The organism is Bradyrhizobium sp. 26S5 (assembly GCF_036923295.1).
Lineage (GTDB): Bacteria > Pseudomonadota > Alphaproteobacteria > Rhizobiales > Xanthobacteraceae > Bradyrhizobium > Bradyrhizobium septentrionale.
The window spans coordinates 6733794-6755190 of the sequence record NZ_CP145948.1 but is presented as its reverse complement, the minus strand read 5'-3'; the positions used below and the strand labels follow the sequence as shown (position 1 = coordinate 6755190).

The window sequence follows — 21397 nt, the reverse complement described above, 5'->3', positions numbered from 1 at the left end:
GATGCCGGCCCGATTCCCATTGCGGCGGAAGTGTCGACATGACGGTTAGCAGCGCCACCTCGAGTACATCAGGCACGACGTCGTCGAGTTCTGCCAGCTCTGCCAGCACGGTGACCACGACCGGCACGACCAATTCGACCAGCATCGACTGGGACGCCCTGATCGAAGCCGAGGTCGACGCCAAGCTCGCGGCGGCGACCTCGATCACCACGACGATCACCGCGAACCAGGCCAAGGTCACCGCCTACCAGTCGCTGCAGACCGAGCTGTCGACTTTGGCAACCGGGTTGTCGTCGCTCAGCTCGTCGATCATCAATTCGATCGCCACCAACGCCTTCGCCACGCGCTCGGCGACGATTTCGTCCACCGGCGACGTCAGTGCCTCCTCGGCGCTCAACATGAGCGTGAACAGCGGCTCGGCGACCGGCGATCACACGCTCCAGATCACCCAGCTCGCCACCGCGCAGAAGGTGATCGGCTCCTCGCAGTCGAGCTCGTCGACGGCGCTGGGCCTCGCCGGCACGTTTTCGCTGGGGCTCGCGGGCGGCAGCAGCACCGCGATCTCGATCACCAGCGGGATGACGATGCAGGATGTCGTCGACACCATCAACGCCCAGACCTCAAGCACCAATGTCCAGGCCTCGATCGTCCAGGTGTCGAGCGGGTCCTACGAGATGGTACTGACCGGGACCGAGGACGCCGCCGACATCACCTATTCCTCGACCTCCGGCGACGACATCCTGAACAAGCTCGGCGTCACCGACACGTCGGGTGCCTTCACCGACGTGCTGCAGAAGTCGCAGTCCGCGGAATTCACCCTCGACGGCATCGCGCTTACCCGCAACACCAACGACATTTCCGACGTTCTCTCGGGCGTCACCTTCGATCTGCTGCAGCCGACGCCGAGCGGCACCAGCCTGAACATCAGCATCCAGACCGACACCAGCCAGATCACCTCCGCGCTGCAGACCTTCGTCACCAATTACAATGCATTCCGCGACCAGGTGATCGCGCAGTCCGCGCAGAATTCCGACGGCACAGCCGCATCGAGCGCGGTGCTGTTCGGCGACAGCACGATGCGCGATATCATGACTCAGCTGCAGCAGGTGCTCAGCGGCTCGGTGGGCGGCATGACGATGGCCGACCTCGGCCTGTCCTTCAACGAGAACAACGAGCTGCAACTCGATACCGGAACGCTGTCGACCGTGCTGACGCAAAATCTTGCCGGCGTCACCCAGCTGCTGTCGGCGCAGACGACCACCTCGTCCAGCCAGCTCAACGTCGTCAACACCGGCACATCGCCGCAATCGTTCACGCTCGACGTGACGGTGGATTCGACCGGCACGCTGACCGGCGCGTCCGTCGGCGGCGACAGTTCGGGCTTTTCGGTGGTCGGCAACAGCATCATCGGCAATGCGGGCACGATCTACGCCGGCATGGCATTCACCTACACCGGATCGACCTCGCAATCGATCACCGTGACGTCGACGTCCGGCCTTGCATCGCAGCTCTATCAGCTCGCGCACACCAGCTCCGGGACCAGCGGTCAGTTGCAGACCATGATCACCAATTTGCAGTCGCGCGATACCGATCTGCAGTCCCAGGTCAGCGACATCCAGAGCAATGCCGCGACGTTCAAGGCGCAGCTGCAGGTCCAATACGCCAATTATCAGGCTGCCATCGAAAGCGCGAACAACACGCTGGGCTACCTGAAAGCACTCCTGGATTCAGCATCGAGTAACTGATGACACAGAACGCTACCGCCTACCTTGCCAACAATGCCTACCGATCCGCCGCAGTGGCGGTGCCGCCGCTGAAGGCGGTGGTGATGCTGTGCGACGGCGCGATCACGCTGTTGCAGAAGGCGCTGGACGCGCACGAGGCGAAGCGCTTCGAGGAAGGCCACACCTATCTGACGCGGGCGACCGCGATCCTGCGCGGACTGAGCCACAATCTCGACTTCACCCGTGGCGGCGCGATGGCGGATCGGCTCTACCGCACCTACAACGCCCTGATCATGGCGTGTCTGCGTTCTTATGGCCGGCCGCAGGCCAGGGAGAATTTCCGGCGCATCATCGCCAGCCTGACGGAACTCCGCGACGCCTGGAAGTACGTCGAGGCCACCGCCGGCAAGGCCGCCAAGGCCAAAACGCTCGAATCAGCCGCCGGCCGCTAGGCGCGGCTGAGGCACGAATCGCCCGGCGAGACCGCTTCGCCGGTGGTGCAGGACGCCCCGGGGAAGGCGTCCTGGTGGGGAAAATAGCCGCCTGACGGACACCATGCTGGACCTGACGCACCGGCGGCGGAAATTGATTTCCGCCGTCCCGCGAATGCTTTATGACAGCCTTGGCGACGAGGCTGGATCTACGCGCGCGATGGACGTTGCGACATTCGAAGACCTGATCGACCGGCTGGGGGAGGATCTGTCCCGCTGGCCCGACGATCAACGTCTTGCCGCCGTCCAGCTCCTCGCATCCTCGGCCGAGGCGCGGACGCTCTATGAAGAGGCGAGCGCGGTACGCCGGGCGCTCGCCGCGCCGCCGGTTCGCGCGCCCAAGGTGCTTGTCGACCGCATCGTGACCGCCGCGGCGAAACTGCCCCAAGAGACGGCACAGGAGATGGCCTCGGAGCCGGCCGCGCCGGCGGATCAGCCGGGCGATGCGCAAGCTCCGGGTGATGCGGCACAGCAGGGCAAGGTGTTGCCCGCGCTGTTGCTGGCCCTCTGCCTGTTGCCCGCATTGGCGCCGCCGGCATTGATGCTCGGCGAACCGGATCTGCCGATCAGCCTCTCGCTCTAGGCTCTCCACATTCCTTTTGCGCCCGCGGCCCGGTGTCCGCGGCAGATCGCTTGCGCCCGCTCGGCGCGCCGTGAAGCCGCAGCCGACGCGGCAAATTCTGCCGATTAATCAAGTGATTCCGCGCGGATGAATCCGCGCCTGAAATCGGCGCGTCGTCCGTTTTATCTGCGAACGACTTCACGATCCCAATGTTCCAACGCGTTCCGCCGCCTTAGCCCGCGGCGAAGAGAGCCTTGTCATGACCGTCTCCTCGGCAACCTCTGCTGCAGCCTCCGCCGCCTCGAGCTCGTCGAGTTCATCGTCGAGCGCATCGATGGGGATGAGCTCGACCGATTTTCTCAATTTGCTCGTCAGCGAGCTGCAGAACCAGGATCCGCTGAACGCCACCAGCACGACCGACTTCATCAATCAGCTCACCTCCTACGCAAACTTCACCGAGCAGCAGTCGACCAACGCCAGCATGACGTCGCTGGCGAGTTCGTTCTCGAGTCTCGTGACGCTGAACTCGGTCAACTATATCGGCCACACCGTCGAGGCGAAGACGAGCACGGCGGAGCTGACCAATGGCTCGGCGACCTTCGGCTACTCGTTCACCTCGGCCGCTTCCAACGTCGCGATCACGATCCAGGATTCCTCGGGCAACACGGTCTGGAGCGGCAAGGGGACCGGAAACGCCGGCTCAAACAGCTTCACCTGGAATGGTCAGACCACGAGCGGCACCCAGCTCAGCGATGGCGGCCAGTACACGATCCAGGTGACCGCGACCGACGCCGCCGGAAACTCGCTGCTCAGCTACACCACGATGACCGGAACGGTGACCGGGATCGATGCCTCCGGCTCGACGCCCTCGTTGCTTGTGAATGGCGTCCCCGTCAGCGCCGCCAACATCATCGGCGTCACGTCCTGATTGCTTCCGGAGTATTATCATGAGTCTCACTGGTGCTCTTTCCTCGGCGATCTCGGCGCTCAATGCGCAGAGCCAGTCGCTGGCAATGATTTCCGACAACATCTCCAACGCCGATACCACGGGTTACAAGACCACTTCGGCGATGTTCGAAGATCTGGTGACGGCGTCGAACAGCGCCACCTCATATACGTCCGGCGGCGTCACGGTGTCCGGCCGCGCCAACATCACCCAGCAGGGATTGCTGGCCGCGACCACCAACGCCACCGACGTGGCGATCCAGGGCAGCGGCTTCTTCGTCACCACCAACGCGACGTCGGGCGGCACCACCTCCTATACGCGCAACGGTGCGTTCACCACCGACAACGCCGGCTATCTCGTCAACAACGGCAATTACCTCGAGGGTTGGCGTACCGACGCTGACGGTAACATCGTTGGCAATGCCTCGGCCGCGAGCCTCGGGCCGATCAACACCCAGGTGGCATCGACCAGCGGTAGTGCCACCACCAAGACCACAGTCGCGGCGAATCTGCCGGCCGATGCGGCCGTCAACGCGACCTTCAACAGCTCGATGACGGTCTACGATTCGCTCGGCACGGCGAGCACGATCCAGATCGACTGGAAGAAGACCGCCGACAATACCTGGCAGGCCAGCTTCGAGCAGCCGAAGCTAGCGTCGGACTCCAGTACGGCCAGTGCGAACGCGATCACCGACACGGTGGATATCACCTTCAATAGCGACGGTTCGCTCGCCTCGACGGTGCCGAGTCCGCCAACAATCTCGGTGACCGGCTGGAAGGACGGTGCGGCCGATAGTTCCGGCACCAATGCCATCACGCTCAATCTCGGTACGGCCGGCAAGACCGATGGCCTCACGCAATATTCGTCGGGCGAGACCACGCCGGCGGTCGATCTCACGAGCATCACGTCGGACGGCCTGCCTTACGGCAAGCTGAGCAGCATCTCGATCGGAAAGGGCGGGGTGGTCGACGCGACCTATTCCAATGGGCAGACGATCGCGATCTACAAGATTGCGGTCGCGACCTTCAGCGATCCCAACGGATTGAGCGCGGCCAGCGACGGCATGTACTCCGCGACGGCAGCCTCCGGCAACGCCACGCTGCAGACTTCGGGGAGCAACGGTGCCGGAACGATCTACGGCAGCGAGCTGGAATCAAGCACCACAGACACCAGCGGCCAGTTCTCCAACATGATCTCGGCGCAGCAGGCCTATTCCGCGGCATCGCAGGTGATCACCACCGTCGACAAGATGTTCGATACGCTGATCTCGGCGGTGTCGCGATGATGACCGCAAAGAATGACCGCTTGCTGGTCCGGCTTCGGCGGCTGAAGGCGAGGGCCGCTTCGGTTCAGCCGAATGACCGGGCGCAGCTCACTGCGCTGCTCGACGATGTGGAGACATTGCGCGGCGAGCTGATGCGCGAATGCACGCGGCTCGACCAGGAACTCAACCGGGCCACGGTCCGGGTAACGGCGATCACCGCGTATGGGCGCAGCGCACAATCGGTCCGCGCCCTACGTCGCGGACACTAGCTTGAACGGGAGCGATGACATGACACCGGAACGCAACATCAAGATCAATCCCGCGGGCAATGACGAGCGCGCGAGGTCGTTGATCGCGCTGATCGACAATCTGATCGCGATCGTCAACGAGGAGAACGTCGAGCTCGCCAAAGGCCTGCCGGCCTCGCGGCTGAAGCATGTCGACGAGAAGAACCGGCTTGCCACCCTGTTCGAGCAGTGCGTGGCCGAGGCCGTCGGCAAGACCGCAAACCTCAACGTCCAGGACCGGGTGCTGCGCGAGCAGCTGATGGACCGGATCCTGAAGCTCCGCGGGGCGATGGACGAGAACGTGATGCGGTTGCGTGCGGCGATCGATGCCAGCAACCGCCGGATCGAGGCGATCATGCAGGCGATCCGCGAGCAGATCGCCAACGTATCGCCCTACGGGGCCGGCGGCCGTCGCGTCACGCCCGCGATGTCCTATGGCACTAACGTGCGGGCCTGATCTGGTCCGCGCCGGAGGGAGTTAGCCGTGTCGTCGCTCGATATTGCACGAAGCATTGCATTCAGCGGGCTGTCGGCCACGCAGGTGCAGATCAGCGTGACCTCGGCAAATATCTCGAATGCCGACACCAAGGGCTACACCGAGAAGACCGCCAACCAGAGCGCCAGCGTCACCGGTGGCGTCGGTACCGGCGTCACGATCACGGGGATCACCAGCGCCGTCGACAAGCTGCTCCTGAAGTCGCTGGTCGGGGCCGATTCCGATCTCGGCGCCGCCGACACCACCAACAGCTTTCTGACCGAGCTCCAGCAGCTCTATGGCAGCACCTCGAGCGGGGACAGCTCCACCACGGGCACCTCGCTTGCCAACACGCTCGCGGCATTCGAGTCGGCATTGTCGTCGCTGGCGAGCACGCCGAGCAGTGCGTCGCTGCAGTCGAACGCGGTCAGCGCGCTTGCCGCGGTCACGACGCAACTTCAGCAGACCTCGAGCGGCATCCAGACGCTGCGCTCCAATGCCGACCAGGATATCGCGTCGTCGGTCACCGACATCAATTCCGATCTGCAGCAGATCTCCGACCTCAACAAGCAGATCAAGCAGCAGGCCGCAGCCGGGCAGTCGACCGCCGATCTGGAGGACCAGCGCAACAGCGCGCTGCAGGACCTCGCGTCGATGATGAATGTGAGCTATTTCAACACGTCGACCGGCGATCTGCAGGTCTATACCGGATCGGGGCAGGCGCTGGTCGACAGCACGGCGCATCCGCTGAGCTATACGGCGCTGCCCAGCGTCACGGCTTCAACGACCTACAGCGCTGGATCGTCCAGCGGTTTCAGCGGCATCACCGTCAACGGGGTCGACATCACCTCGCAGATTTCCTCCGGCAAGGTCAGCGCGCTGATCACGCTGCGCGACCAGACGCTGCCGGCCGCTCAATCGCAGCTCGATCAACTCGCCCAGCAGCTTGCCGCGAGCGTCAACGCGGTGTCGAACCAGGGCACGTCGGTGCCGCCGCCGTCCAGCCTGACCGGGACCGCCACCGTGAGCAGCGCGACGGCGCTGTCGGCGACCGGCACGGTGCGCATCGCGGTTGCGGACAAGAGCGGCAATCTCGTGTCCTACAAGGACCTGGATCTGTCGTCCTACGCGACGGTCGGCGATCTCGTTACCGCGATCAACGGCATATCGGGCCTGTCGGCGTCGGTCGATGCCAACGGACATCTGTCGATCTCGGCGACCGGGTCCGGCAACGGTGTCGCCATCAATGAGATGACGAGCTCGGTCGGCAGTTCCGGTGAGGGCTTTTCGGATTATTTCGGGCTCAACGACCTGATCACGGGGACTGGCGCGTCGGATATCGCGGTCCGCAGCGACATCCTCAACGGCACGGCGGCGCTGCCGACCGCGACGCTCGATGCGTCATCCACGCTGACGGTCGGAAACTCGGTGCTGTCGCCGGGCTCCGCGACGGTGGTGAACGCGCTCTCGAGCACGTTGACGGGGTCGACCAATTTCGCCATGGCGGGCGGGCTCGGCGCCACCACCGGCTCGTTCACCGATTATGCCGCCGCGATCGTCGCCAACGTCGCAAGCAAGGCGACCCAGGCGTCGGCGACCTACACCGCCAAGCAGACCGCGCAGTCGACCTATGCGAGCTCGCTGTCGTCGCAGTCCGGCGTCAACCTCGATCAGGAAAGCGCGAATCTGAGCTCGTTGCAGAACAAATACGCTGCCGCGTCCCAGATCATTACGACCATCAACGCCATGTTCTCGGCGCTGATGACCGCGATGAGCGCAAGCTGAGTGTGAGGGCGTTATCATGATGATGCGTGTTGCCACCTTTGCACAGTCGGAACAGATGATCACCAGTGCGCTGCGGGTGCAGGCGGTGATGGCCAACGAGCAGGTGCAGGAGTCCTCCGGGCTGCAATCCGAGGATTTCGGCGGTTACGGCTCCGGCGCCGGGCGTGTCATCAATCTGCAGGTCTCGGTGACGCGCGCCCAGTCCTATATCGATGCCAGCAATCTCGCCGACAACAAGGTGCAGGCGATGTATTCGGCGGTCGGCTCGGTGACCGATATCATCACGCAGCTTCGGACCCAGCTCAGTGCTGCGACCACCGGCAGCAGCACGGCGACGGCGTCGGTGATCAACTATGCCCAGCAGGCGATATCGCAGATGCAGGGACTGCTGAACACGCAATATGACGGCGAATATGTCTTCAGCGGCGCCCGCACCGACACCGCCCCTGCGGATCTGTCGACCTTCGACACCGGCACCGGCTCGCTGACGACATCAGACACCAGCTACTACAAGGGTGACAGCGAGATCGCGTCGGTGCGCGTCTCCGACAGCCAGTCGATTTCCTACGGCGTCACCGCTGACAACCCGGCCTTCGAGCAGGTGATGCGGCTCTTGAAGTACGTCGGCAACAGCACGACACTGTCGTCGAGCGATATCTCGCAAGCGCTCGACCTTGCCAGCAATGCGCTGGATGCGACGTCAACGGTGCAGGCGAAGCTTTCGACAGCGGCTTCGCAGATCGAGACCGCCAGCACCAACCAGAGCGACTACCAGAATTTCGCAAAGACCCTGTCGACCAACCTCACCAGCGTCGATGTCGCTGCAGTGACGGCGCAGCTTTCGACCTATCAGGCGCAGCTGACCGCATCCTATTCGGCGATCTCCAAGATCCAGAGCATGAACCTGGCGAGCTATCTGCGATAGCGGGCCACAGGTCGCATCAGCGGTTCAGGATCTTCAGCCAGACATCGCCGAGGATGATCGGTTCGCGTGGGGGAAGCCAGGTGAGGCCAGCCGCCTGGCCAAGCTGGCCGATGCTGCCCTTGCTTTGCATATCCTCAAGCACCTTGTTGACGGCATCCAGCAGCGCCTTGTCGGTTTCGAGCGCAACGTAGCCGCGGTTGGCGCCGATCGGATAATAGTAGCCCGAGGCCGTGATCCTGGTGTCGGGATGCTCGGCGCGGTAGGCGTCGAACCGGCGCAGGTCGAGCAACGTGGCGTCGAATTCGCCGCGCTCGAGCTCGCCCAGCAGGTCGCTGCGTCCCGGAACGAGGTGGGTGATGTCGTCGATCAGCTTGCCCTTGTCGAAGGTCATCAGGATGGCATCGCCGAGCGTGCCGCTTTCGATCGTGAGGCGAAGCCCGGCGAGATCGCCGATATCGGTGATCTTGCGGTCCTTGAGCTTGTCCTTGGCCTTGGGACCGAGCACGACGGTCATCGGCGAGTAGATATAGGGCCGGCTCGGCACCAGCACGCCGATCGGGATCCGCCGGCGCCGATCCTCGCGGGTGGCGCCGTCGAAGCCCGGCAGCTTGGCCGTCGTGACGCCGGGCACCCTCAGCGAGTCCGTGGTGAGGGCGTAGCCGCCGACCAGCGAGCAGCGTCCGTCCGACAGCAGCGCGTTGGCTTCGAGCGCGGGACTCGAATCCTCGTCGAGCTTGCTCTCGAACCACTGGATCTTGAGCGGCCGTCCGAGCCGCTCGGCAATGGCCTGCGCGAGCGCCACGTCGAAGCCGGCATCCGGCTTGCCGCGATGATGCGCCGACAGCGGCGGCAGATCCTCGTCGAGACATACCTTGAGCGGGTCGCCGGCGGCATGCGCCACCGGCATCGCGGCGAGCAGCAGAACCGTCGCTGCGCCCGCAAGCAGAGCCCTCATGGCGTCCTCCGGCTCGACACGAAGGCCCAGACGTCGGCGATCTCCTGTTCGTTCAGGATGTCGACCCAGGGCGGCATCTTGCCGTTCTTGCCTTGCTTGACGGTCGTCACGAAGCGCGTCTTGTCGTCGGGGAAGGCGCGCAAGTCCGGCGTGATGGTGCCGGAGTTGACCATGTTGGGCCCATGGCAATGCGAGCAGTTCTTGGCGTAGGTGACCTTGCCCTGGTCGGCCTGACCGGAAAGATCGATTGCACTGGTTTGCTGTGCGGCAGCCGGGATCAGCATGATCAAGGCCGGCCGCGACGGCGGCGAAGCTCGCCGCCGTCAACAGAGTTACTCTTTCAGTCACGTGCGCTCCGCGCTCAGTTCTTGACCGCGAAGACCCACAGCGACCCGCCGGGCGGCACTTTCGCCAGCCGCTCGTCGCCGGAGAACAGTGCGTAGACGCCGCCATAGCCGCTGGTCACCGCGACATACTGCACGCCGTCCTGCTGCCAGGTGACGGGCTGCCCTTCGATGCCGGAGCCGGTCTGGAACTGCCAGAGCTTCTTGCCGGTGTCGGCGTCGAATGCCTCGAACTCGCCGGTCAGCTGACCGGAGAACACTACGCCGCCGGCGGTGGAGAGCACGCCGGAGAAGCGCGGAATGTCGCTCGGCGCTTCCCACTTGGCCTTGCCGGTCATCGGGTCGATCGCCTTGAGATGGCCGCGCGGTCCGGTGCCCCATTCCCAGGGATCGGTGAGGTCCATGCCGAGATACCACTCGCCCTGCTTGAACGTCACCGGCTCGGCCTTGTACTTGCCGCCGAACGCCAGCGTGTTGGCGTAGGCGAGGCCGGTCTGCGGATTGTACGACATCGGCTCCCAGTTCTTGCCGCCGAGGATCGACGGATAGACGGTGACCTTCTTGCCGTCGCGCGCATCCTTGCTGACGTCGGTCTCGATCGGGCGTCCGGTCTTCATGTCGATGCCGGTGGCCCAATTGACCTTCACATAGGGATTGGCCGCGAGCAGCTTGCCGTTGGTGCGATCGAGCACGTAGAAGAAGCCGTTGCGGTTGGCATCCATCAGCACCTTGGTCGGTTTGCCCTCGACATTCATGTCGGCGAGCACCATTTCGGCCACCGAGTCATAGTCGAACGGATTGTTCGGCGAGAACTGGTAGTGCCACTTGATCTTGCCGGTCTTCGGGTCGAGCGCGAGCACCGAGCAGGTGTAGAGGTTGTCGCCCGGGCGCACCGCCGAATTGAACGGGCCGGGATTGCCGATGCCCCAATACACCGTGTTCAATTCGGCATCATAGGAGCCGGTGATCCAGGTCGATCCGCCGCCGAGCTTCCAGGTATCGCCCTTCCAGGTGTCGCCGCCGGGCTCGTCCGGCGTCGGGATCGAATAGGTACGCCAGAGCTTCTTGCCGGTCGCGGGATCCCAGCCGTCGATGAAGCCGCGGGTGCCGAATTCGGCGCCCGAGATGCCGGTGATGACAACGCCGTCGGCGACCAGCGGCGCCACCGTCATCGAGTAGCCTTCCTTGATGTCGGCGGCCTTCTCGCGCCACAGCTCCTTGCCGGTCTTGGCATCGAGCGCGATCACGTTGGCGTCGAGGGTGGTGCGGAACACCTTGCCGTCATAGAGCGCCGCGCCGCGATTGATGATGCCGCAGCAGACGATACGCGGCGTCTCGGCGGGATACTCGACCTTGGTCTTCCAGATCTGCTTGCCGGTCTTGGCGTCGATCGCGATCGTGGCGCTGTGGGTGGTGACGTAAAGGACGCCCTGGTAGACGAGCGGCTGCGATTCCTCGCTGCGGTCGTCGTTCAAACTGTAATTCCAGACCGGCACCAGATTCTTGACGGTGTCCTTGTTGATCTGGTTCAGCGGCGAGAAGCGCTGAAGATTGTAGCCCATTCCATAATTGAGAACGTTAGATGTATCAGTCGCCCCCTTGACCAACTGTTCGTTGGTCTGCGCGCTTGCACCATACGATGCAAGAATCACGAGGCTTGCGGCCAGCGCAATGCGTCTCATCATATCTCCTCCCAATGAACCTTTTTGCTGCACGCCTATTCCCTGACGTTGCGGATGCAACCATCGGCCTGAAAGCAAAACGGGTCAATACGAAAACGTGAACGAACCCCAGCGAACGCGGCGACCCGGTCAAGAACGTCAGGTTTTTCGCAGATGCGTCCGTAGCTTACCGCGGCGTGGAATACACAACACCACGCGTGGCCCGCGGTTATGTCGCAACGCGCACGGTTCGATCAGCTTGACGGCGAATGGGGACAGGCACTCGGGCGCGGCTTCGTGCCCCGCTTGTCCGGTGGCACATTGCAATTGTCGATGCGCTGCTCGTCGGTCCATTTGCGGCCGAGCCGCTCCTTGCCGGTGAGCGTGCGTTGCTGGACCGCCTCCGCGGATCGGTCAGGGGCTCTGGTCTGTGCCGACACCGGCGCGATCAGGCCAAGCACGACAAGGCAGCCCAACGCATTCCTGCAAATGCCGCTCATGGATGACCTCGTTCATTCTGGTGCTATGCGTCAGGACTCCAGAGATGACCGGTGGGGCAGTCTCGTTCCACCCGAAACCCGACGAGGGCTTACCGGCTGTGCAAACTGTACGGCGCGTCTCCAAAGCTGCTATGCTTTGTCTCGATTTGCAGCGCGCGCTTCGTCACGTCGCCGGAGCGGCACGCAAGGGAGACGAATGATGATTTCGCGCCGATCGCTTGCTTTGACTTTGGGCATGGCCGCCCTCGCGGGCCCCGCTTTGGCGGCATCCGGCCGCGGCAGCGTGCTCAAGATGCTCGATCCCGACAATGACGGGACGGTCGACCTTGCCGAAGCCAAGAAGGCGGCCGCCGACCTGTTCGCGAAGCTGGATCCTGACCATGATGGCACGCTCGACGTGCGCGAATTGCGCGGACGGCTGACCGCGAAAGAGCTGGCGATGGCCGATCCCGATCACGACGGCACCCTGACGCTCGACGAATATCTCGCGGTCGTCGAGCAGCGCTTCAAGGCCGCCGATCCCGACAATGACGGAACGCTGGATGCGAAAGAGCTGAAGTCGCGCGCCGGCCGGGCACTGCTGCGCCTGCTCAAATAAGCTTCCGGCAGCACCCTCCACGGGGCCGATTCCGGTCATTGACGCTGGAATCCGGCGCATAACAAAAAAAGTTGCGATTTCGCTCTTGGGCAAGACTCGGCTGCCGTGATCGGGTCTCCTTATCCGTGCGCCGCTGCCCGGCAGCCGGAAAATGCCTGACAGAACAGTGTCGGAATTTCCCAGCCGTTCCAAAGCCGGGCAGGCGTCAGCGAGCCGTCGTCCGTTCCGGCATGTCCAGCAGCGAAGTCGGGTCCCGACCACCCCGGCTTGCGCGCTGGAAAAGCCAGCCCTAGCTTGCCGCGCGGCGCGAAGCTTGCGCCAACTTATACTTGGGAGAAGGAAATGGCCTGGAAAACACCGAAGATCGTCGAAGTGCCGGTGGGCATGGAAATCAACATGTACGCCTGCGCGGCGCGCAAGTAACGCAAGTAATGTGAGACAGCCTGCCCGGCTGGTGCAGCTTGCTGCATCGGGCCGTGGCAGGCGTCTTTCGCGCAAAGTACTTTCGCGGCTCCGACGCAGTCGCTCGAACAGCTTCCCTCACATCGTTCCCACAGGACCTTGAGATCGACATCGCCCGTGCGATTGGCGGGCCGTGCCGCTTTGTCCTACAGTGCGGTTCAAGGTGGTGCTAGGGGACGATGAATCTCGCAATCAAGATCGGGCGTTGGGTAGGCGTGGTGTGCGCGGCGGTTGCCGGCGTCGCCGCGGTATTGCCGCTCGGCGCCTATGCCGAGGGTTTTGATACCGAGCACATCTTCGGCTTCATGATCGGCTCCGATGTGGGGGAGGTCGGCGAGCGCGAGTTTCAGACTCAGACCACCGGACGCTTCGCCAAGGTCGGCGGCCGGTATCGCACGCTCAATCAGGAGCTCGAGCTCGAGCTCGTTCCGGCGCCGAATTTTCGCGTCGAGCTCGGAACCTCGTTCTCGGCCTACGACATCAACCGCGTCCCCGGCTTTGACGATCGCCGCCAATTGTCGTGGCAGAGCGTCTCGGCCGATTTCCGCTATCGCTTTCTCGATCGCGAGTCGGCGCCATTCGGTATGACCGTCGCGTTGGAGACACGTGCCGACCGCGTCGACGAAGTGACAGCCGCGGCCGTCCGCAGCTACGGCACCGAGCTCACGCTGGCGTTCGACCGCGAAGTGATCCCGAACTTTATGGTGGCGGCCTTGAACGTCAGCTATGAGCCGGAATGGACGCGGATGCCGCGCACCGGCACAGCAGAGCAGGATGCCACGGTCGGCGTCGCGTTCGGGCTGATGGCCAAGGTGAAGCCGGATATCCTGCTCGGCGGCGAAGTGCGCTATTTCCGGAAGTATGAGGGGATCGGGCTCGATGAATTGTTCGGGCAAGCGCTGTTCATCGGGCCGACCGCCTATTTCCAGATATCCGAGCGCTCACGCCTGACGGCGACCTGGAGCGTCCAGGCCTGGGGACAGCACGCCGGGAGCAGCGGCGCCCTCGATCTGGTCAATTTTGAGCGCCATCAGGCGCGGCTGGTGTACGGTCTCAACTTCTAGGTTCCCACGTCCTCTCACGGGGCTGTGAAACTCTGTCTTGGCTGATTACGTATTCCGTCGTGTTATCTACTTCATGAGCACGCTTAGGGATCGCGCATGAACCCGATTGATCTGATCGTCACTGTATGTGCCGTGCTGTCGCCCGCCACCTGCGAGGAGCAGCATCTGGTGTTCAACTGGAGCGGCTCGCTGCAGCAATGCGCCATGGCCGCGCCGCCTTACATCGCGCAATGGGTCGGTGAGCATCCGAAATGGACCGCGGTGCGATGGCGCTGTGAATATCCGCACAGCAATGACCGCGCCGGCACCGGTGGCGAGCCGCCGGCGGGCTAGGCGCTCTACTTGTTGCAGTCCTTCAGGTCCTTGTCGGAAACCGAAAACACGGCGTCGGCCCTGATCTCGATGTCGCGGACGAAGCATTGCTTGGCACCGCTGTAGCCGACCTTGGCGTCGAAGCGGCCGGGCTCGACGCCGGTGATGCGCAGCCGCTCGTCGTGGTCGACTTCCTTGTCCTTGTCATTGAGCGTCTGGTTGGGACCCCACTCGTTCTTGCCCGCCGGCGACAGCTCGAAGCTCGAAATCGTGGCGCTGGTCAGATTCCACAGCCGGATGCCCTTGCCCTTGCTTTGGGCCAGCACCGCGCCCGGCAGCACAAGCAACGCAACCCCAGCAGCAATCAACGCGCGCGACATCCAATTTCTCCCTTACGCTTTGTCCAAGGATGACGGCGTCTCACATATTTGCAAGGTCCAACTGTGAGAGCTGCCGCTTGATTTCTCCGATCTGGGCATCATCGCGCGACGCGCGCGGTGCGGCGATGGTCTCGACGTGAAGGATACGCGCCGGCCGCGGCGACAGGAAGAACAGGCGGTCGCCGAGGCGGACTGCATCGTCGAGATCGTGGGTGACCAGGAGCGTCATCATCTTCCGGCTTGCCACCAGAGTCGCGATCTGATCGCGCAGCCGCCCCGCGAGTGCATTGTCGAGCGAGGCCAGCGGCTCATCGAGGATCAGGAAATCCGGCTCGATGGCGAAGGCGCGGGCGAGCGCGACGCGGCGGGCGAGGCCGAGCGACAACTCGCCGGGGAAATGGTTGCGGTGCACGGTCAGTTCGAGCACCTCGAACAGCGTCGAGAGTGTGCTGTCGTCGACGTGAGGTGCGGCCAGCCGCACATTCTCCTCGACGGTGCGCCAGGGCAGCAGCCGCGGCTCCTGGAACACCATGCCGAGGCGCATGCCGGGCGAGCGCGCGACGTGGCCCTGGTAGTTGCCGTCGAGCCCGGCGAGGATCCTGAGCAGGGTGCTCTTGCCGCAGCCCGACGGGCCGAACAGCACGCCAACCTCGCCGGCGTTCAACGTGAAGGTGACGTTGTCGAGCACGTCGTGCCGTTTCCCGGCCGCGCTCGCAAAACTCTTGCCTGTGATATCGACCTCAAGCTGCACGGAGCCGCCACCGCGTTAGCCTGGTTTCAAACGGCTGCACCAGCAGGGTCTCGATGACGAGAACGACACCAGCAAAGCTCAGCGAGTAGGCGAGCAGCAAGGGGATATCGAACAGCTGGAAGGCGACGCCGATCTCGAAGCCGACGCCGTTCGGCCGGCCCAGATATTCGGCGACCAGAACGATCTTCCACACCAGCGAGAGTCCCGAGCGCGCCGCGGCCGCAATGTAGGGTGCAAGCTGCGGCAGGATCACATGTCGGAAGGCGCGGCCGCGCGGCAAGGCAAACGCCGTTGCCATCTCGTCGAGCGCGGGATCGAGTGCGCGGGCGCCCTCACGTAGCGTGACGACGGCGGTCGGCAGCTTGTTGATGGCGATCGCCACGATCGCGGCGACTTCGGTCAGCCCGGCCCAGATATAGGCAAGTACGATGACGACGAGTGCCGGCAAATTGAGCAGCAGGATCAGCCAGGGGTCGCCAAGGCGGTTGGCCAGCGAGACGCGGCCCATCAGGTAACCGATCGCCGAGCCGAGCGCCATCGCGAGCGTGAAGGCCAGCGCGACGCGCGCCAGCGTTGCACCGAGATTGACGAACAGCGCCCCCGATCGGGCTTCGGCGACGAGCACGGACAGCACCGCCGGCGGTGCCGGCAGCTTCGCATCGCCGATCAGCAGCGAGGCGATCCACCAGGTCGCGATGAATAGCGCGAAGGACAGGAGACGCAGCACCGCTAGTCTCCCGGGATCGCTTGATAGAATGTGCCGGGATCGAGCTCGGTTGCCGTGCCGACCAGATCGCGGCCGCCGAGTTGCGCCAGCACCCGGTAGAGTACGCGCGCATCCGCTTCTTCGTCCGCGATCGAACGACGCGGGATGCCTTCGCGGTAGCGGTCGCGATAGGCATGCAGGGTTGCGGCATCCTGCGCACCGGTGAGGGGCGCGATCGCCTCCCATTCGGCGTCCGAGGTTGCCAGGATCTGCTTCGCGGCGCGCGTCACGGCGATGAAACGAGCCACCAGATCCCTGTTGGCGTTGGCCCAGGCTTCGTCGAACACGTAGCCGATCATTGCGATGCGGCCCTTGCTGCCGAGCTTTTGCAGGATTTCTTCCATGCCGGCGAGACGGCGGAAGCCCTTGGCTTCAAGCGCGGCGCAGAAATTCCAGTAGTTGAGCGTCGCGTCCATCTCGCCGTCGAGCGTCTTGGCCGTAAGCAGCGGCGGCGCGCCATAGACGATGGTCGACTGCGACTTCAGGTCGACGCCGTCCTGCTTCATCGCGGCCTGCAGCAGCAGCCAGTTCTTGTCGATCGCGCCGCCGGCGACGGCAAGCTTGCGTCCCTTGAGGTCCGCGAGCGTCTTGAGTGGCGAGGCGGCGGGGACCATCACGGCCCCAAGCGCGCTCGAATAGGGATAGAACTGCAGCTTGGCGCCGAGCGAACGCTCCCGCGACACCCAGGGCCAGTCGGACACCATCACGTCGGCCGAGCCGGCGCGCAGCGCGATCTTGCCGGCCTCGGGGCTGGCGAGCTCGGTGACGTCGATCGACAGATTCGCCTTCTTGTCGAGGCCATGGGAGCGAATGATGGCCAGTTCCCAGGCCAGCGTTCCGGTCTTCTGCGCTGCAATGCGGATGGTCTCCGCGTTGCACGAGGTGCCGAACTGCATGACCGCCAGGACCGCCGCAGCCAACACCATGCGAACAGAGATGATCATCGTTTCTTGTGCCACTTCCCCGAATGTTTTCTTTTCTGATCAACATCCATAGCATAGCTTGCGCGAAGAGAAGAGGAAGCAGGACCATGGCAGGAGCTGGCATGCTACGACCGATTGTCGCCGTCTGGGTGCTCGCCGGGACGGCCATCAGCGTGCGGGCCCAGGAGGTCAACGACTATCCGACCTCGGCGCGGGCGGAATATGTGTTCGGCTGCATGAAGGCCAATGGCGAAAGCCGGCAGTCGATCGAGCAATGTTCCTGCTCGATCGACGTCGTCGCATCGATCATCCCCTATGATCGCTACATCACCGCCGAGACCGTGCTGAGCATGTCGCAGGTGCGCGGCAATCTGGGCGGCCAGTTCCGCTCGTCCGAGCAGGCCGCGAACGCCCTCAATGACCTCAGGCGCGCCCAGGCCGAGGCCGAAGTCAGGTGCTTCTAACGTCTATAGTGAGATCGACGGTGCCTCAGGTCCCGGGATTCTCGACCTTCCATTCGTGCTCGAAGACGTGCCCGTCGGTGTCCTTGGCTTCGGCACGGAAGAGTTTTGCGCCGTTCGAGACGTAGGTGAAGCGGATATTGGGATCCTCGGAAATCGAGATTCCTCCCTCCATCGCCAGCACCGGACTGTCGTCCTGCCAGATGTGCAGCTCGTTGACGAAGAAGGCCGGGATATAGAGCTGCGTGACCTGGTCCATCTGCAGGCCCGAATTGTTCGGATGCCCGATCATGATCTGGGCTTCCCGCGTGCTGGTCGCCGGACCCCGTTCGGACTTCGTGAACTGGCGGTAGCGCATCTGGCCGAGGCGGTTTTTCGCCTCCTCGACGTTCTTGCCGGCCGGCGCCGAGCAGCCGCCGGATGCCTTGACATAGACCTTGCTGACATAGAGCTTGCCGTCGCTGAGCTCGGCGACGGCGTGCACATTGGTGTAGTTGTTGACGCGGACGCGGGTCGAGATCTCGCTGACGTTGGCGCTCGGCCCCAGCGTGAATTTCGCGGCCATCGGCGCCGGGTTCTCGTCGATGACAAGCGTGATCGCGACGACGCGGCGGCTGTCGCTGGGCAGCAGCTTGGTACGCAGCGTCACCGGGACGATCGCGGCGTCTTCCGCGCGCGCCGGCATCTCGATGCCGATGACGTCGCCGCCGTCGTTCATCGGGCGGTTGCTGAAGATGTCCTGGACGAGGCCCGGCCAGGGATCATAGGCCTCGGCGGCGGGCGCAGCCGATGTGCCCAGCGTCATCGTGAGAAAGCTGGCGATGCAAAGCAGGCGGGCGCGATGTCGAGGCATGTTCGCGAAATCCTATGCGAGCTGCGTCATTATAGGACCAACAGCTACTCCCATTCAATTTCCGAGAATGCTGCAGTTGCGTTGCGGGCGTTGTAATCGTCGAACAATTGCCAGCGCGGCCGCTCGGCTTCGCCGGCATGCTCGGCGGCTGCCGTGATCGGCTTGCCGCTCGCGAGAAGCGCACGGACGTCTGAGGTCAGCGTACCCAGATAACGCCGCTGGTCGGCGAGCGCCGCAGGCCATGCGCTCACGGGGCCGTGACCGGGAACCACGCGCTCGGCGGCAATCGCCGGGAGGTCGTCAAGCGCACGCAGCCAGCCCTTGAGGCTGCCGTCGACCACGGGAATATGGATGAGAAACACCATATCGCCGGCGAACAGGGTTTGGGTTTGTTCGTCGAGCACGGTGAGGTCGTTGTCGCTGTGCGCCGGCGGCCACGCCTTCAGCGTCAGGCTGCGTCCGCCGAGGTCGAGCTTCAGCGTGTCCTCGACCAGCACGGTCGGGGGAATGATCCTGACTTCGTCGATCAACGCGTCGCCCATCGTGCGCCGAAAGCCGTCGAGATAGAATTGCCCGCGCGTCGCCAGCGCGCGGGGCAGGGTCTTGTGGCCGACGAAGCTGGTCCCGTCGCCCACGAAGGCCGCGTTGCCGAAGCTGTGATCGGGATGCGCATGGGTGTTGATCACGTAGCGGATCGGCTTGTCGGTGTGGCTGCGGACCGCGGCGAGCAATTGCCGCCCTTCGCGGACACTGCCGCCGGTGTCGATGACGGCGACGGCGCTGTCGCCGACCACGAATCCCACATTGGCGATGGCGCCTTCGTTCTCGCGCGTCATCAACGCAATGACCCCAGTGTGAACGAATATTCCGGGGGCGACTTCGCTCACAGGCAATTCCGCCTCTTGCGCCCACGCTATGGTCGGCGCCCAAAGCATCAGGAGCAGCGCAAGCACCGAACCGCCATGAGCCATGTTTCAGCCTCAGTTTCTCCGGGACGCGCGATCAATGTCGGCGCGCGCCAGTTTGCGCTGCAACAAGCAACGCGGCGCTGTCGCGATCATTATCCCTGTTGCACGTCATGGTACGCCCTGCAATTGCTGGATGACGGCGAAGCGTCCGTTCGAGAGGAGACCGCGTGATGAGAATTGCCGGATACCGTCCTGTTCTGCTCGCGCTTGCAGGCTTCATCGCCTGTCTGGCCGGGCGCGACATCGCGCACGCGCAGGTCAATGATCAGGGCGAACTCTCCATCGAGCTGATCGATGCCAAAGTGCTGCGTATCTGCGCCGATCCGCGCAACCTGCCGTTCTCGAACGAAAAGGGCGAGGGCTTTGAGAACAAGCTCGGCGAGCTGTTTGCCGAAAAACTGCAGAAGAAGCTCGACTACATGTTCTTTCCGCAGGCGACCGGCTTCGTGCGGATGACGCTCGCGGCGCATCGCTGCGACGTGATCATGGGATTTCCACAAGGCGATGACCTCGCGCAAGGCACCAATCCCTACTATCGCACGGCCTATGCGATCGTCGCCAAGCCTGGCAGCGGGCTCGACGAGGTCACGACGCTCGAGGACGCGCGGCTGAAGGGCAAGCATATCGGTATCGTTGCGGGAACGCCGCCCGCCACCAACATGGCCATCAACGGTCTGATGAGCAACGCCAAGCCCTATCCGCTGATGATCGACACGCGCTACGATTCGTCGGCCGAGGCCATGATGAACGATCTCGCCAAGGGTGAGATCGACGCCGGCATCCTGTGGGGACCGATGGCGGGCTATTACGCCAAGAAGGCGAACCCGCCGCTGCATATCACGCCGCTGGTCAAGGAGACCACGGGACCGAAGCTTGTCTATCGCATCGGCATGGGCGTGCGTGGGTCCGATCAGAACTGGAAGCGGCAGCTCAATCGCCTGATCCAGGAGAACCAGCCGGCGATCAACAAGATCCTGCTCGATTACGGCGTTCCGTTGCTCGACGAGAACGACCGTCCGATCGGGCCGGAGACCGCAACCAAGTCGCCATGATCAGGTTTGCGGCCATGCTTGCGGTGATGTTGGTCGCCGCTTCGCCTGTCCGCGCGCAGGACCATCCCGCAGAACCCGAGGGCTATCGCACCGAGGACTATCGCGCGCCGGTGCCGACAACGCTTGCCGGCGCACAGGTGCTCACGACCGCGGAAGCGGAAGCGATCTGGCGCGAGAAATCCGGCGCCTTCGTCGACGTGCTGCCGCGCGCGCCGAAGCCAAATCTGCCCGCCGGCACGGTGTGGCGCGAGCGGCCGCATCAGAATATCCCCGGCAGCATCTGGCTGCCCGACACCGGCTACGGCAGGCTCGCCGCGCCGACGGAAACGTATCTGCGACGCGGACTGACCCGCGCCTCCGGCGACGACAAGGCGAGACTGCTGGTGATCTACTGCCAGGAGAATTGCTGGATGTCGTGGAATGCCGCCAAGCGCGTGCTGTCTTACGGCTACCGCAACGTGGCGTGGTATCCGGATGGAACCGACGGGTGGGGGCGCGCCAAACTGCCGCTGGCGGATGCGGAGCCCGAGCCGCGCGTCGGCGAGCAATGAGCCCGCCCTCACGCGCGGTTTGCGAGCTACTTCTGCTTGTCGAGCTTGCTGATCGTCTTGCCTCCGTCGCCGTCCGCCGCGGTGAACGTCACCTTGTCGCCGGCGTGAAGCTCCTCCAGCGACTGTCCTTTGGGTACCTTGTATTCCTGGATCGCGCCGCTAGCCGCGCCAACGGTTCCGCTCTGTGTCTGCTGGATCGAGATGGTTCCGCTCAATCGGTCAATCTTGGTGACCATTCCCGACATGGGTTGCTGGGCCAAAGCCGCTGACGTGACCAGACTCGCGGCCGCAAGGCCGGTCATGACGATCTTGGCTGCTCTCATCGAGGCCTCCCAAC

27 protein-coding genes are annotated in these 21397 nt (G+C 63.9%); 16 read left to right on the top strand and 11 right to left on the bottom strand.

The genetic code is table 11. From position 1 onward, the window contains the following. The first annotated feature begins 38 nt into the window (after positions 1 to 38). The 9 genes from fliD to V5279_RS31875 all read left to right on the top strand — a co-directional run bounded on the left by fliD (position 39) and on the right by V5279_RS31875 (position 8459). Positions 39 to 1745 carry a flagellar filament capping protein FliD gene (gene fliD / locus V5279_RS31915; RefSeq protein ID WP_338691105.1) on the top strand — a complete coding sequence of 569 codons (1707 nt, stop codon included), beginning with the start codon at positions 39 to 41 and terminating at the stop codon, positions 1743 to 1745. After that, positions 1745 to 2176, top strand: a complete 432-nt coding sequence (gene fliS, locus V5279_RS31910) for a flagellar export chaperone FliS (RefSeq protein WP_029080083.1) — start codon at positions 1745 to 1747, stop codon at positions 2174 to 2176. Before fliD ends, fliS begins: the two co-directional genes overlap by 1 nt. Before the next feature lie 103 nt (positions 2177 to 2279). Continuing rightward, entirely contained in the window at positions 2280 to 2798 is a 519-nt protein-coding gene (locus V5279_RS31905; protein WP_338691104.1) for a hypothetical protein, read from the top strand. A gap of 238 nt (positions 2799 to 3036) precedes the next feature. Continuing rightward, positions 3037 to 3705 (top strand): flagellar hook assembly protein FlgD, encoded by a 669-nt coding sequence (locus V5279_RS31900; RefSeq protein WP_338691103.1) that lies wholly within the window; start codon positions 3037 to 3039, stop codon positions 3703 to 3705. Between the two features lie 19 nt (positions 3706 to 3724). Continuing rightward, positions 3725 to 5008, top strand: a complete 1284-nt coding sequence (flgE, locus tag V5279_RS31895) for a flagellar hook protein FlgE (RefSeq protein WP_338691101.1) — start codon at positions 3725 to 3727, stop codon at positions 5006 to 5008. Next, positions 5005 to 5256 (top strand): hypothetical protein, encoded by a 252-nt coding sequence (locus tag V5279_RS31890; RefSeq protein WP_338691099.1) that lies wholly within the window; start codon positions 5005 to 5007, stop codon positions 5254 to 5256. Before flgE ends, V5279_RS31890 begins: the two co-directional genes overlap by 4 nt. A 19-nt stretch (positions 5257 to 5275) precedes the next feature. After that, complete coding sequence (locus V5279_RS31885; protein ID WP_338691098.1) at positions 5276 to 5731, top strand: flagellar protein FlgN; 456 nt, start codon at positions 5276 to 5278, stop codon at positions 5729 to 5731. A 27-nt stretch (positions 5732 to 5758) separates the two neighbouring features. Continuing rightward, positions 5759 to 7534, top strand: a complete 1776-nt coding sequence (gene flgK / locus V5279_RS31880; RefSeq protein ID WP_338691096.1) for a flagellar hook-associated protein FlgK — start codon at positions 5759 to 5761, stop codon at positions 7532 to 7534. Between the two features lie 16 nt (positions 7535 to 7550). Next, positions 7551 to 8459 (top strand): flagellin, encoded by a 909-nt coding sequence (locus tag V5279_RS31875; protein ID WP_338691094.1) that lies wholly within the window; start codon positions 7551 to 7553, stop codon positions 8457 to 8459. A 16-nt stretch (positions 8460 to 8475) separates the two neighbouring features. Here V5279_RS31875 and V5279_RS31870 read toward each other — a convergent pair whose 3' ends face one another. The 4 genes from V5279_RS31870 to V5279_RS31855 all read right to left on the bottom strand — a co-directional run bounded on the left by V5279_RS31870 (position 8476) and on the right by V5279_RS31855 (position 11919). Then, complete coding sequence (locus V5279_RS31870) at positions 8476 to 9414, bottom strand: transporter substrate-binding domain-containing protein (protein ID WP_338691092.1); 939 nt, start codon at positions 9412 to 9414, stop codon at positions 8476 to 8478. Then, on the bottom strand, positions 9411 to 9698 hold the full coding sequence (locus V5279_RS31865; RefSeq protein WP_166215880.1) for a c-type cytochrome: 288 nt from the start codon (positions 9696 to 9698) through the stop codon (positions 9411 to 9413). Before V5279_RS31865 ends, V5279_RS31870 begins: the two co-directional genes overlap by 4 nt. A gap of 77 nt (positions 9699 to 9775) precedes the next feature. Next, entirely contained in the window at positions 9776 to 11440 is a 1665-nt protein-coding gene (locus V5279_RS31860) for a methanol/ethanol family PQQ-dependent dehydrogenase (protein WP_338701478.1), read from the bottom strand. A 233-nt stretch (positions 11441 to 11673) separates the two neighbouring features. Continuing rightward, a complete protein-coding gene (locus V5279_RS31855) occupies positions 11674 to 11919 on the bottom strand; it encodes a hypothetical protein (RefSeq protein ID WP_338691089.1) in 246 nt (81 codons plus the stop codon). A gap of 199 nt (positions 11920 to 12118) precedes the next feature. On the opposite strand from V5279_RS31855, the gene V5279_RS31850 reads away from it, so the two are divergent. The 4 genes from V5279_RS31850 (at position 12119) to V5279_RS31835 (ending at position 14376) form a co-directional block, all read left to right on the top strand. Further along, entirely contained in the window at positions 12119 to 12517 is a 399-nt protein-coding gene (locus V5279_RS31850) for an EF-hand domain-containing protein (protein WP_166305354.1), read from the top strand. Positions 12518 to 12859: 342 nt separating this feature from the next. Further along, positions 12860 to 12940: a pyrroloquinoline quinone precursor peptide PqqA gene (pqqA, locus tag V5279_RS31845; RefSeq protein ID WP_009031067.1), complete on the top strand. Its 81-nt coding sequence runs from the start codon at positions 12860 to 12862 to the stop codon at positions 12938 to 12940. A 218-nt stretch (positions 12941 to 13158) separates the two neighbouring features. Then, complete coding sequence (locus V5279_RS31840) at positions 13159 to 14043, top strand: hypothetical protein (RefSeq protein WP_338691087.1); 885 nt, start codon at positions 13159 to 13161, stop codon at positions 14041 to 14043. Between the two features lie 96 nt (positions 14044 to 14139). Further along, positions 14140 to 14376: a hypothetical protein gene (locus tag V5279_RS31835; RefSeq protein WP_166305357.1), complete on the top strand. Its 237-nt coding sequence runs from the start codon at positions 14140 to 14142 to the stop codon at positions 14374 to 14376. Positions 14377 to 14381: 5 nt separating this feature from the next. Here the strand turns inward: V5279_RS31835 and V5279_RS31830 are convergent, their stop codons facing one another. Genes V5279_RS31830 through V5279_RS31815 form a run of 4 tightly spaced genes read right to left on the bottom strand, consistent with a single transcriptional unit; the run spans position 14382 to position 17178 of the window. Next, a complete protein-coding gene (locus tag V5279_RS31830) occupies positions 14382 to 14735 on the bottom strand; it encodes a hypothetical protein (protein WP_338691085.1) in 354 nt (117 codons plus the stop codon). A 40-nt stretch (positions 14736 to 14775) separates the two neighbouring features. Beyond that, positions 14776 to 15486 carry an ABC transporter ATP-binding protein gene (locus V5279_RS31825; protein WP_338691083.1) on the bottom strand — a complete coding sequence of 237 codons (711 nt, stop codon included), beginning with the start codon at positions 15484 to 15486 and terminating at the stop codon, positions 14776 to 14778. After that, complete coding sequence (locus V5279_RS31820; RefSeq protein WP_166305366.1) at positions 15476 to 16213, bottom strand: ABC transporter permease subunit; 738 nt, start codon at positions 16211 to 16213, stop codon at positions 15476 to 15478. The genes V5279_RS31825 and V5279_RS31820 overlap by 11 nt, the downstream gene beginning before the upstream one ends. Before the next feature lie 2 nt (positions 16214 to 16215). Next, positions 16216 to 17178 (bottom strand): ABC transporter substrate-binding protein, encoded by a 963-nt coding sequence (locus V5279_RS31815; protein ID WP_338701467.1) that lies wholly within the window; start codon positions 17176 to 17178, stop codon positions 16216 to 16218. Between the two features lie 119 nt (positions 17179 to 17297). Here V5279_RS31815 and V5279_RS31810 point away from each other — a divergent pair, with 119 nt between their 5' ends. Beyond that, positions 17298 to 17639: a hypothetical protein gene (locus tag V5279_RS31810; protein ID WP_414645635.1), complete on the top strand. Its 342-nt coding sequence runs from the start codon at positions 17298 to 17300 to the stop codon at positions 17637 to 17639. Between the two features lie 25 nt (positions 17640 to 17664). Here the strand turns inward: V5279_RS31810 and V5279_RS31805 are convergent, their stop codons facing one another. Together V5279_RS31805 and V5279_RS31800 are read right to left on the bottom strand one after the other, a co-directional pair. After that, the gene (locus tag V5279_RS31805) at positions 17665 to 18441 is read right to left on the bottom strand and encodes a quinoprotein dehydrogenase-associated SoxYZ-like carrier (protein WP_338701466.1); all 777 of its coding nucleotides are present in this window, start codon (positions 18439 to 18441) and stop codon (positions 17665 to 17667) included. Positions 18442 to 18533: 92 nt separating this feature from the next. Continuing rightward, entirely contained in the window at positions 18534 to 19460 is a 927-nt protein-coding gene (locus V5279_RS31800) for a quinoprotein relay system zinc metallohydrolase 2 (protein WP_338691079.1), read from the bottom strand. A gap of 167 nt (positions 19461 to 19627) precedes the next feature. On the opposite strand from V5279_RS31800, the gene V5279_RS31795 reads away from it, so the two are divergent. After that, positions 19628 to 20509 (top strand): substrate-binding domain-containing protein, encoded by an 882-nt coding sequence (locus tag V5279_RS31795; RefSeq protein WP_338691078.1) that lies wholly within the window; start codon positions 19628 to 19630, stop codon positions 20507 to 20509. Next, positions 20506 to 21060 carry a PQQ-dependent catabolism-associated CXXCW motif protein gene (locus tag V5279_RS31790; RefSeq protein ID WP_338691077.1) on the top strand — a complete coding sequence of 185 codons (555 nt, stop codon included), beginning with the start codon at positions 20506 to 20508 and terminating at the stop codon, positions 21058 to 21060. Before V5279_RS31795 ends, V5279_RS31790 begins: the two co-directional genes overlap by 4 nt. 26 nt (positions 21061 to 21086) lie before the next feature. On the opposite strand, the gene V5279_RS31785 is transcribed toward V5279_RS31790, so the two are convergent. Then, entirely contained in the window at positions 21087 to 21383 is a 297-nt protein-coding gene (locus V5279_RS31785) for a copper-binding protein (RefSeq protein WP_338691075.1), read from the bottom strand. Positions 21384 to 21397 lie beyond the last annotated feature (14 nt).